This is a genomic window from Desulfosporosinus sp. OT (genome assembly GCF_000224515.1).
In the GTDB taxonomy this organism is placed as follows: domain Bacteria; phylum Bacillota; class Desulfitobacteriia; order Desulfitobacteriales; family Desulfitobacteriaceae; genus Desulfosporosinus.
In genome coordinates this window covers 1-11224 of sequence record NZ_AGAF01000221.1, presented here as the reverse complement: position 1 = coordinate 11224, position 11224 = coordinate 1, and the positions used below count along the sequence as shown (strand labels likewise).

Genomic DNA, 11224 nt, shown 5'->3' with positions numbered 1-11224 from the left:
ACCACAAAGGGAGCATATCAAATTGAGCAAGGCCTCTGAGGGTTTTCCTTTTATAGATCAGGAGGACTAGGACCAATGAACTAGGACTGGTCTTTCTAAGATTGGGGCTATGGCCTTATATCCACTCGTGCTGCCTCCATATATACTAAAAATATATCAACTGGGACTTTAGCCCTAACATATTTATACTCTGGAATTGTATCTGGTGGTATCAGCAGCGGATCGGGCAGAATAATTAAATTTACTAGATGAAAATTCCAAACGGAAGGGGCAGAGATCAAATGAAGAGGAAACACTTATATCTATTACTTTTAGTGGTCTTCTTGTCTTCAACAGTGGCGTTCAAGGTAGGATACAATAATTCAGAGAGCATTATGATTAATGTATTCGAATCGTCTAAGAATATTATTAACTACCAAATACCAACCCAGGGTGATAAAAAATTTGCTTACTTAACGGATAGCTACATTAAAAATTTAGGCGGAGATAGATTTCAAGTTGACAGTTATGTAGATTGTCAAAACGACAATCTACAAGATAAACGTATACGGTACACAATGATAGTCCATTGGGATGGTCAGGAATATGCAATGGAAAAGTTGAATACTGAAGGGCTTTAAAAAATGAGGTACACTGATTTAAGGTGTACCTCATTTTTTGTGTAGCTTTAGGATTTCAAGTCCTCCAAATATACTCTTAAACCGTTTCATCTTTGTCGTACACTCTTGCAACTTAGCAAATACATTCTCAACGAGATGACTGAGGTCACTCCAAGTTTACAAAGCACAAATTGTACAAATTATAGGGAAACAATTATAATAAGGTTGTTGTCCAGTCCTGAGCAGAGGATGGGAATTAAATAAGGGCAAATGTAGAAACAGGGGAAGTAATTACATGGATGAAATCATAAAAAATCAATCTCGACCGCTAGAACTTTTAGCCCCAGCAGGAGGTTTCGAGGCATTTAAGGCGGCGGTGGAAAATGGCGCGGATGCGGTTTACCTGGGCGGTAAAAGCTTTAGTGCTCGAGCAAGCGCTGCAAATTTTGATTTAGAAGAACTACAAAAAGCTGTTCGTTATGCTCATGAACGACAGGTTAAAGTGTTTGTGACGGTTAATATTCTGATTGCGGATCAAGAGTTCCAGGAACTGGTGGACTATCTTTACTCCTTGCACGAAATAGGTGTTGATGCCGTGATTTTACAAGATGTTGGAGTCGCGGAATTAATTCATACAATTCTTCCAGAAATGGAAACCCATGCGAGTACACAAATGACGGTGAACACAAGCTGGGGAGTTCAGCATTTGGAATCTCTTGGCTTTCGTCGTGTGGTGTTGGCTAGGGAGACCTCAGCCGCTGAAATGAAAATGATTGCAGAAAATACGTCGCTAGATATTGAGGTTTTTGTGCACGGCGCACTTTGCATAGGTTATTCTGGGCAATGTCTGATGTCGAGCTTTATTGGGGGGCGGAGCGGAAATCGAGGTACATGTGCCCAACCTTGTCGGATGACGTATCAGCTCGTCAACAAAGAGAAAAAGAACCTTTTAGCCACAAAAAGCCCAGGAGAACATTTGCTTAGCCCTCGGGATTTGAACTTAGCCGAAGAACTTGCAGAGTTGAAACGAATCGGAATTTATTCTCTTAAAATTGAGGGGAGAATGAAACGGCCCGAGTACGTGGCGACCGTGATTCGGCTCTATCGGCAAGCCTTAAAGCGGATGGAAGATCAGCTGGAAACTGAGGCGGTTGGTCCTTTGCTTACTTCGAGTGAACATCAGGAATTGTTGCAGGTCTTTAACCGGGATTTCACAAGCGGGTATTTCAGGGAGAACCTCGGCGCGGAGCTTATGAGCTATAGTCGTCCGAACAACCGAGGGACACGTCTTGGGCGAGTGGCTCGCTTAGAGGCGGGACGATTATCTCTCAAACTGGAGGCCGCTTTGCACTCTGGTGATGGGATCGAGTTTTGGACAGGTCGTGGACGTGAAGGAGTCACAGTAGGTTCAATTTGGCGGGATCAGACAGAGGTCGAAGAAGGAAAACCCGGGGAAACTATTCAAATTGAATTCTTTGGCATGGCCCAGCCTGGAGACAGAGTCTTTAAGACCAATGATGCGTTGTTAATGGAAAAGGCTCGGGAAAGCTTCCAAGAGGGACGGGAGCAACGTAAAGGTCCATTGAACATGCGTTTAGTGGGGCACGTTGGAGATAAATTGCGGTTAGAAGTCATCGAGAGTGGGCGGAGAGTAACCGTTTATTCGACGGGCTTAGCTCAGAAAGCTTTAAAACGGCCGCTGACGCGGGATTATGCCTTCCAGCAGTTAGGGCGATTAGGGACAACACCCTTTTGGCTAAATGACTTGGAGTTGGAGATTGAAGAAGGTACCATGCTGCCAGTAAGTGATCTGAATGAAATGCGCCGTTCAGCCGTTGAAGAGTTACTGAAAGAAGTGCCTCGGCAAAGGGTTGCCCGACAAACTTATAGACAGAGAGTAGAAAAATGGAAACAGCGTCAGGCTGAAGAGCGGGCAAGTTTGAGGGAAACAGTCATCCCCCGAATTTCAGTAGCTGTAAGTGACAACGAAACGCTACAAGCTGCCCTAAAGGCGGGAGCAAAGCGAGTACTCATCGGTGGGGAACATTGGCGTTCCCGGCGCGGCTTTTCGCTGGAGGAGATTCGGAATAGCTTCGAGATCTGCAGGAAACAGGGAATCGATTGCGCTTGGCGGTTACCACGCATCTTAAATCAGGCTCAGAGTTCAAGCCTTCTGTTAGACCTGAAAAAAGCGACGGAGTGGGACAGGAAACCGAAGCTGATGATTTCCAACCTCGGCGAACTAGAAATTTTGAAGACCGTTGATGAGAATTGGCCGTTTGAAGTGGATTACTCCTTAAATGTGTTTAACGAAGCTAGTCTTGCCTATTTTTGGCGCAGGGGTGCTAAAAAGGTGACCCTTTCACCTGAAGTGCATCACGAACAACTTGCCCATTTAGCGAAGTGGCCAGCTGTGGAGCTGCTGGCGTTTGGAGACCTCGAAATGATGGTGAGCGAATACTGTCCGATCGGATCAACGCTGGGTGGGAAAAAAGGGGAACGCTGCACCGGAACGTGTGTGAAAGAACCGCATTATTTGCGCGATCGCCTGCGCTATGATTTTCCAGTGGAAACGGATCAGGAGTGCCGGATGCACCTTTTCAATGTTAAAATACTTAACTTGTATGAAGAGCTGGCCCAAATTCGGCGCATGGGGATTTCAACTGTTCGCTTGCAATTGACTCGGCAAACTCCTGAGCAAGTCCGGCAGATTGTCCGTTTGTTTGTTGAGGCCTGGGATACATTGTGTGAAAACAAGAAGTTCTCATGGACGTCAGAAGAGGGGATGTCGGAGCTAACGTCTCTTTTCCCTGAGGGATTTACGAAAGGGCATTTCTTCCGCGGCGTGTTGTAGGTTAATCTAGTTGAAAGGATTGTCCATACATCCTTGTTCAAGTCATAGCCAGCGCAAAGGAGGAACTATGGGAATCGAAGAAAAAGTTCTAAATAAGCTAGACTTTCCAAAGGTCTTATCAAGTCTGGCTGAATATTGTATCCTTCCTCGGGCCAAGGAACTGGCCGTTGGACTAATACCGTTTATTGATTGGGAATCGGTACGCTTGGCACTGCAGGAGACGGAAGAAGGAAAGAATCTTTTGCGAGGAAACCCCCTCTTCTCTGTCCGCGGTGCTAAAGAAATTCGTCCCTATATTGAGCGTTGTTTACGTGGCGGGGTAATCCACGGTGAGGAATTACTCGAGATTCGAGATACGCTGAGAGTAGGACGGAAAATAAAACTACTTCTTCTAGAACTTAATGAGGGTTTCCCTGGGTTATGGGAGATCGTGTTACCCATCGAACCACAGAAAGATCTAGAAGACGAAATCTCTCGTTGCATTGCGGAGGATGGAAAGGTCGCGGACAGTGCCTCCCCGGAACTGGCAGACTTAAGGCGTGCCCTTAATCGTCTTCAGAATCGTATTAGGGAAAGCCTGGAGGCAACCCTGCGGAATTCTGCGTATCAGAAAATGCTGCAGGATCCTATTATCACTCAACGTTCAGATCGTTATGTTTTGCCTATAAAACAGGAATACCGCACAGCATTTCCTGGTATTGTACACGATCAATCGGCGAGCGGAGCAACCCTTTTTATTGAACCCATGCCAGTAGTACATCTAGGGAATGAACTGCGCGAAGTGATTTTGAAGGAACAACGTGAGGTCATGCGAATTCTGCAAATGCTCTCATCACAAATTGAGGCACGTGTGGATGCAGTGGCAGAGCTACATGAAGCTCTGGCTAAATTAGATCTGGTGGTTGCCAAAGCGCAGTTAAGTGTGGCAATGAACGCAGGTGCGCCGGAATTGGTAAAGGGTCAACAGATGAAGCTGGTTCAGGCGCGGCATCCGTTGATATTAGGAAAGGTTGTCCCTCTCTCGCTGGAGTTAGGGATTGATTTTGATACGTTAGTGGTTACGGGACCCAATACTGGGGGAAAAACGGTGGCCTTAAAAGTGGTCGGCTTAATGGCGGCTATGACTCAGTCGGGTCTTCATATTCCAGCAGAAAATGATTCTCGAATGGGAGTTTTTACCCAGATCTTTGCAGATATTGGAGACGAACAAAGTGTGGAGCAATCCTTAAGTACCTTCTCGGGTCATATGAAAAACATTGTAGAAATTATTGACCGTTCAGACGAGCGTTCTTTGGTTTTACTTGATGAGGTAGGGGCAGGAACTGACCCGACGGAGGGAGCAGCTCTCGCGATGGGTATTTTGGCTGAACTTCATGAAAGAGGCTGCCGAACGGTATCAACAACTCACTATGGAGCACTTAAGACGTTCGCCTATGAAACACCGCGCGTCAAAAATGCATCAGTGGAATTTGATACAGAGACGTTGCGTCCAACCTATCGGCTGTTGATCGGAATTCCCGGTAAGAGTAATGCCTTTACTATCGCTGGACGGTTGGGTTTGAGTGAACAGGTCCTTGAAAAGGCGAATACCTTTGTGACGGAACGAGAAATGCAGGTGGCAGATCTCATTGAAAACTTAGGAGAGACTCACCGAGAGATCGAATTGGAGAAACAAAAAGTTAAAACTGGGCGACAAGCGGTCGAGCGGCAAAGTAAAGCTTTGGAAGAAAAGTCTATTCTCTTAGATGAGGAATATGAACTACTCTTAAGTATGGCCAAGGATGAGGCTAGTGAGCTTGTTCGACAGGCTAGACGGGAAGCGGATGCCATAATCGAAGAGTTGAAAGCAGCTCTTAAGAAGGAAAACAAACAACAACAAGATATTGAAAAGGCACGCCAGGGATTTCATCGAATCTCAGCCAGGCTTGACAAGGGTCGAAAGGTACAACGTCCTGGCAGCGGACTAGTGGCAGATCAGATCAAGCTAGGGCAGACGGTTCAGATGACGAAACTTAGGCAGAAAGGGCAGGTCATTAAGCTCCCTAATGCCAATGGTGAAGTGCTAGTTCAAGCAGGAATTATGAAAGTCATGGTTCCGCTGGTGGAATTAAAGTTAACCAATGAGGAGAAGAAGATCCGACCCAAATACTCACGAGACGTGAATATCGGGTTTCAAAAAGCGGAGGAGATTCGCAGCGAGATTGATCTAAGAGGGATGTTGGTCGAAGAGGGCACGGAAGTTTTAGACAAATATCTAGATGACGCCGTTCTTAGTGGAGTTGGCTTGATTTACGTTATTCATGGCAAAGGAACGGGAGCCATGCGTGCGGGTATACAGGATTTCCTACGAGGTCATCCACATGTACGAAGTTTTAGGCTAGGGGAATATGGAGAAGGGGACTCTGGGGTTACAGTTGTTGAGTTGAAGTAAACAAACTAAGAAATGAAGGCGTGTTAAAAGGAGGGCAACTACTGCCCTCCTTTTTGGTACTAATCGGAAAGTATAACTTTCGTTGTATACTTTTTCTTTAGATATATCAGAAGTTATAAGTAAGGGGATACCAGAGGTACCCCCTTAATGTGAAATTTGTTAGTTTAGTCAGTTAGGGTTAATTTAACACTTCCAGAAAGCGGCCCAATTCCCGATCCGTTTCGGTTCTTGAAAGCGGCCCAGAAAATATAGTCGCCAGGAATGGGAGGTTTGCCATTTTCACCAAGTGAAATCGAAATTGAGGTTGACGCTGAGTTCGAAGCCGCAATGGGGAAGCTTTCGATAGTGGTTTGACCTGTACGCTGAAGGTAAAAGATAGTGGAATCCCCCATATTCTCTTCAGGAACGGTCATGGGAATAACTGCAGTGTAAGTTTTGGCAGTATAGTTGATTCGGCCAAGTGTGGGAGAGGGAAGCGTGGGATCTATTTCTGGAAGCCCACTTGTTGGAGGTGGTATTGTGGGATCTAAACCAGTAACAGGATCGGATGCTGGGGGGGTGGTAACAGGATCTGAAACTGTCTCGGTAGGAGGCTTGTAGGGAGCCTCACGTTGTGGCCATATCCAGGACGGATCTCGGCTGGGCAAATTCAAGAATATCTTAGTTACAGTATTCGTTGAATTTGGATTAGCCAACAAGTTCGGATGATCTGCATCTACCTGTTTTTCAAACCACACATCACTGACCCGAGTGGGAAAATCACCTTGAGCAGCAATCTCCGTAGAGATAAAGGTGCTTGGAGTTAAACTGCTGGGAAGCAACCCTGACTTAGTATCATAAGAGCCACTGATAATCCCCGGTGGAATAGTAAACTTCGATTGCACAGGGAGATCCTGAAGAGCGGCCGTCATGACCTTCTTCCAGATTTGAGCGGGGTAACTACCACCATAAACACTTCGCAAATAATGTTGCCTGTCTGGGTCAGAATCATAGCCCATCCACACAACCCCTGCATAATTTGGAGTATATCCGGCAAACCAGGCATCTGGATTACCAGTTCTATTGCCGTATATATTAGGGTCCAGGGAAGTGGTACCGGTTTTACCAGCAACGGCCCAGTTTCCGATTTGGGCACTGTATCCTGTTCCGTCGGTCACAACGCTTCGCAGCATATCATTGATGATGTATGCCGTGGTTTCTTTCATAACGCGGTTTTTCGTAATTTTTGAGGTCACTGTATTCCCCTTGGCATCTACAACTTTTACAATGGCATGGCTGGTAACGCTAACTCCGTTGTTGGCATAAATTCCGTAAGCGGCAGCCATCTGCAGGGTCGATATATTTGGAGTCCCGAGGGCAAGTGTTAAATTGCGGTCGCTGTCTTCTAGCGGGAGTCCGAGATTTTCCTTACCAAACTTCCAGCCGTAATCAATACCAATCAGGTCCAGAAGCTTGACAGCATAGACATTGACAGAGTCTTCAAGGGCATAGCGCATAGTAATGAGGCCCTTCCATCCTTTGTCTATTGTATCAAAATCAGTGGGTGACCAGGCTTTTCCGTTTCCTTGGTTATAGCTCACAGGCATGTCGTCAAGAACAGTACCGGGAAAATATCCACCTTTCTGAATGGCTGGGCCATAGACGACCAAGGGTTTGATCGTCGACCCAGGCGGCCGTGGGGATTGCCAAGCCCGGTTCAGTCCACGGGTTGTATAGTCCCGCCCACCGACCATTGCTTGAATTGATCCGGTTGAAGGCTCAATGACAGTGATGGCTCCTTGGACCTTTGTGCTATCAATTCCCTTGGGAAAGTTGGCTGGATCAGCAAATGCAGCCTCAGCAGCACCTTGAACTTTTGGATTGACAGTCGTGTAAATTTTCAAACCACCGCTGAAGATTTGATCAGGGGTTAAGTTGTAAGTGCTTTCCAGTTCTTCAATAACATAGTCAACAAAATAGGGATATTTGTAACTCGCATCGGACACGGTGGTTTTTTCGGCGCCACCGAGGGTTTTTTTCATCGTATCAACATAATCAAACGGGGTATCTTTATATGTGGTGTATTCTTGAGCGGTAATAATTCCCGCATCACGCATCACTCCGAGGACGATGGTACGGCGATTTTTCGCTGCATCGGGATGCATATAAGGATTATACTGACTAGGGGCTTGTGGTAAACCTGCTAGAAGTGCAACTTGGTCAGGTGTTAAATTCCCAATATCTTTGCCAAAATAAGTTCTGGCTGCAGCTTGGATTCCAAATGATGATTCACCTAAGAAAATTTTGTTAAGATAAAACGTAAGAATTTCATCTTTTGTGTATTCATGTTCAAGTTGAATGGCAAGAATTGCTTCTTGGATCTTTCGGGTAAAGGTTTTGGCTGTTGGATTGTCTATAAAGGCATTGCGTGCGAGCTGGATGGTTATGGTACTTGCCCCTTCTTTGGTACTTCTGGAGCGAATGTCGTTCAGTGCAGAGCCGATGATCCGAATGGGATCTACTCCGAAATGCTGGTAAAAGCGTTTGTCCTCAACTGCGACAAACGTTTTTTTTACGAGGTCGGGTATTTTAGAGGAAATGACTGTTTGGCGGTTTTCCACCCCATGCAATGAGGCATACTGAACGTTGTCCTTGTCATAAAGAAAGGATGTTTGTTTTTGGTCATGAAGCAATGAAGGGTCCCATTTTGGGGTGCCTGTTGCAGCAATTCCAACGAAAATTACCAAGCCGATCATAACAAGAACAATAAAAGTCACAATTGACAAGAGTATAATCCGAGGTTTTGATGAGCGCTTTTTGCGCCTTGGGCTCGTTGGTCTCCGGGACGATGGCATGATTTGTACCTCCTTTATAGTAAAAAGAATAAGGCTTGCAAAAATTTTAATTCCTTGAATTATATCATACTTCTACAATTGTAAGGAGATCCTATAAGCTATGGGCGAGCTAAAGGCAAAAATCAGAGTAGTTGCGAGCTCGGCATGGACACGCTATAATAATATAGTAGCCTATGTACATAAAGTAAATAGTATGATTGAGAAGAAACTTGGCGGAAGGCAGTAGAGAGTCGGTGTGAGGTGCAAATCGACCCAGAAACCAAGAGTTACACCTCATGACTAGAGCCAATAACTCTCGGATCAGCCCGTTATCGCTGGTTAAGCTGGATGTCCGTTTCTGAAGATCGGCGTCAATGTGGGTGGTACCGCGGAAGTGTTTTCGTCCCTCAACCTTGGGTTGAGGGATTTCCTTGTTTTTGGGGACCTACTCGAAATTTCACTATCTGGTTGGTACAAATATGGTTCAGGATCGTAAGTAACACAAAGGAGGAGTATAAGCATGGATATTTTCAAGGATTTGCAGGAACGAGGACTTGTATATCAACATACGGATGAGTTGGCCTTGCGTAAAAGATTAGAAGCGGGTCCGCTGACCTTGTATTGCGGTTTCGACCCGACTGCAGATAGCTTGCATATTGGAAGTTTGCTGCCTATCTTAGTCTTGAAGCGATTTCAATTAGCCGGGCATAAACCCATAGCCTTGGTGGGCGGAGGAACAGGGTTAATCGGCGATCCCAGCGGTAAAGCATCCGAACGGGTACTGAGTCCCAAAGAAGTTGTAGATCAATGGGCCCATAAGATTAAACGACAGCTTGAACAATTCTTGGATTTCGAAACTGAAGTGAACCCGGCAATTGTAGCCAACAATTATGAATGGCTTGGTTCACTTCAAGTTATTGAGTTTTTACGAGATATCGGTAAGAACTTCCCCTTGGGAACTATGTTAGCGAAAGACTCCGTGGAAGCACGAATGAGCAAAGGTATATCTTATACCGAATTTAGCTATATGATATTGCAATCGTACGATTACCTGAAATTAAATGAAGTGTATGGTTGTGAGATGCAGGTGGGTGGTAGTGACCAGTGGGGCAATATCACTGTGGGTATCGATTTGATTCGTCGGATGTCGGTTGATCAAGTGAAGGAAATACACGGCCTAACAATGCCTCTCGTTACGAAAAGTGACGGGGTGAAATTTGGAAAAACAGAATCGGGAACCGTTTGGCTCGATGCAGAAAAGACGTCTCCGTATAAATTTTATCAGTTCTGGATGAACACGGATGACCGGGACGTTATTAAATTCCTGAAATACTTTACCTTCTTATCAATGGAGGAAATCAATGAGCTGGCAGAAGGTGTAGAAAAGGAACCCGAAAAGAGAAGAGCTCAAAGGGTGCTGGCTACAGAAGTGACAAAGTTAGTTCACGGCCAAGACGCTCTTAAGCGAGCTGAAAAAATCTCAGGTGCACTTTTTGGAGGCGGACTTAGAAATCTGTCTGCTGCAGAAATTGAAGAGGGGTTTAGTGATGTCCCTTCGGCGACTATCGAAAATCCTAAAATCGGGCTTATCGATTTGTTGGTCCAAGGTGGTGTCGTATCATCTAAACGTCAAGCAAGGGAGGCGATTGTCAGCGGAGCAATCTATATTAACGATGTTCGGCATACGGACGTAGAAACAACAGTTCCTCAGCTGGAGCGTTTAGATGGTAAGTATCTTGTTATTCGTCGAGGAAAGAAAAACTATTATCTTATAAAATTCAGCTAAATAAAGAGAAGGTACAGAACGACTGATATATTGACAGTCGTTCTGTACTCTCACTGGTCAATAATCATCGCAAAAGGAAGAAACTCAGCTCCGATTTGACAGGAGTTAAAAAATTCGACTTGTATTACTAAAATATGCGTAAAAAAATAGTTGACAAGTTGGTAATCAAATGTTAATATATCGAAGTGCCGCGAAATACACTACTGAAGTGCGAAAATGCAGTCAATAGTTGAGACCGGGCGAAAAAATTAGTTGTTGACAACGCAAGTTGAAAATGCTAAGATGTAGATCCGGCCACGGCGTCCTGCCATCCTACAAGAAGGCTAATACGTGCGAAGACAGCGTCTTCGGGCGACGCTCTAACCTCAAACATCGTGTTTGAGTCGGTCTCGGGTAAAAATAATGGTCTTTGAAAACTAAACAACAAGGACAGCCAATGAGAGAAACTCGCAAGAGTTTCAAAAGAAATCATGAGCGAATCATCTTCTTCATCTTGAAGAGTTTGAATAACTTTTTATGGAGAGTTTGATCCTGGCTCAGGACGAACGCTGGCGGCGTGCCTAACACATGCAAGTCGAACGGAGAATTCAATAAGCTTGCTTAGAGAATTCTTAGTGGCGGACGGGTGAGTAACGCGTGGGTAACCTACCCATAAATTCGGGACAACCCTTGGAAACGAGGGCTAATACCGGATAATCTTAAGAGCTGGCATCAGGTTTTAAGGAAAGGTGGCCTCTGAGA

Annotated in this window: 6 protein-coding genes and 1 rRNA gene; 6 read left to right on the top strand and 1 reads right to left on the bottom strand. The window is 45.2% G+C overall.

Features of this window, described 5'->3' with window-relative positions; genetic code table 11:
* Positions 1–281 precede the first annotated feature (281 nt).
* The 3 genes from DOT_RS20715 (at position 282) to DOT_RS20705 (ending at position 5884) form a co-directional block, all read left to right on the top strand.
* The gene (locus tag DOT_RS20715) at positions 282–620 is read left to right on the top strand and encodes a hypothetical protein (RefSeq protein ID WP_009623140.1); all 339 of its coding nucleotides are present in this window, start codon (positions 282–284) and stop codon (positions 618–620) included.
* 274 nt (positions 621–894) lie between these two features.
* Positions 895–3453 carry a U32 family peptidase gene (locus tag DOT_RS20710; RefSeq protein ID WP_009623138.1) on the top strand — a complete coding sequence of 853 codons (2559 nt, stop codon included), beginning with the start codon at positions 895–897 and terminating at the stop codon, positions 3451–3453.
* 67 nt (positions 3454–3520) lie between these two features.
* Positions 3521–5884 (top strand): endonuclease MutS2, encoded by a 2364-nt coding sequence (locus DOT_RS20705; protein ID WP_009623136.1) that lies wholly within the window; start codon positions 3521–3523, stop codon positions 5882–5884.
* Positions 5885–6048: 164 nt separating this feature from the next.
* Here the strand turns inward: DOT_RS20705 and DOT_RS20700 are convergent, their stop codons facing one another.
* A complete protein-coding gene (locus tag DOT_RS20700; RefSeq protein WP_009623134.1) occupies positions 6049–8718 on the bottom strand; it encodes a PBP1A family penicillin-binding protein in 2670 nt (889 codons plus the stop codon).
* 100 nt (positions 8719–8818) lie between these two features.
* Here DOT_RS20700 and DOT_RS32520 point away from each other — a divergent pair, with 100 nt between their 5' ends.
* The 3 genes from DOT_RS32520 to DOT_RS31140 all read left to right on the top strand — a co-directional run.
* A complete protein-coding gene (locus DOT_RS32520) occupies positions 8819–8944 on the top strand; it encodes a hypothetical protein (RefSeq protein WP_009623132.1) in 126 nt (41 codons plus the stop codon).
* A 273-nt stretch (positions 8945–9217) separates the two neighbouring features.
* Positions 9218–10483: a tyrosine--tRNA ligase gene (gene tyrS, locus DOT_RS20695; RefSeq protein WP_009623130.1), complete on the top strand. Its 1266-nt coding sequence runs from the start codon at positions 9218–9220 to the stop codon at positions 10481–10483.
* A 513-nt stretch (positions 10484–10996) separates the two neighbouring features.
* Positions 10997–11224, top strand: a 16S ribosomal RNA gene (locus DOT_RS31140); the annotation flags it as partial.